Origin of the sequence: Actinacidiphila cocklensis, from assembly GCF_907177275.1 — a bacterium.
Lineage (GTDB): Bacteria > Actinomycetota > Actinomycetes > Streptomycetales > Streptomycetaceae > Actinacidiphila > Actinacidiphila cocklensis.
In genome coordinates, this window is sequence record NZ_CAJSLV010000037.1 from 1 (window position 1) to 586 (window position 586).

Annotated in this window: 1 protein-coding gene; it reads right to left on the minus strand. The window is 68.8% G+C overall.

Annotated elements, in window-relative coordinates:
* Window positions 1–586, minus strand: a 586-nt coding sequence (locus NFU81_RS05890; RefSeq protein WP_251485716.1) for an ISAzo13 family transposase, incomplete at both ends; no start/stop codon positions are given.

Here is a 586-nt window from a genome sequence, read left to right on the forward strand (position 1 = left end):
AGGCTTCCTGGCCCTGGCTGTGCCACCAGCGGCGGATCGACTCCACGGCGAACGCTGCGGTGTCGTGGTCGGTGCCGACGTTGACCCAGCCGGTATTGGCTTCGATGTCGTAGATTCCGTAGGGGACGGCCTTGCCCAGTTGCGGGTCAGCGAAGTCGTGGACGCCGACCTGCACCGGGTCGCCGGCCGGCCGCCACTGGCGGCCGCTGTTCTTGAAGTCTCCGACGAGTTCCTTCTTCTTGGCATCCACGCTGATCACTGGTTGGCCGGCGTCCCGGTGCTCGCGGGCACGCTCGTTGAGATAGCGGAACTGGGCGTCACGATCCGCATGCTGGGCTCCCTCCAGGGTCTTAGCAGCTGCCTGCAGACTGAAGCCCTCCTCCCGCAGCAGGTCGGCGACGGTGTCGGCACTGACTTTGTGCCCGGCCAGGGTCAGCTCCCGGGCAAGGGCGCGAGTCGACTTCACTGTCCACCGCAGGGGGGACATCGGGTCTCCGCGCTCGTCCGGCTCGACCAGCGCCAGCAGGGCCGGGCGCAGGCCGTGGTCGAGGACGGAGATCCGCTTGCGACCTCCGCCCGGCCGTCG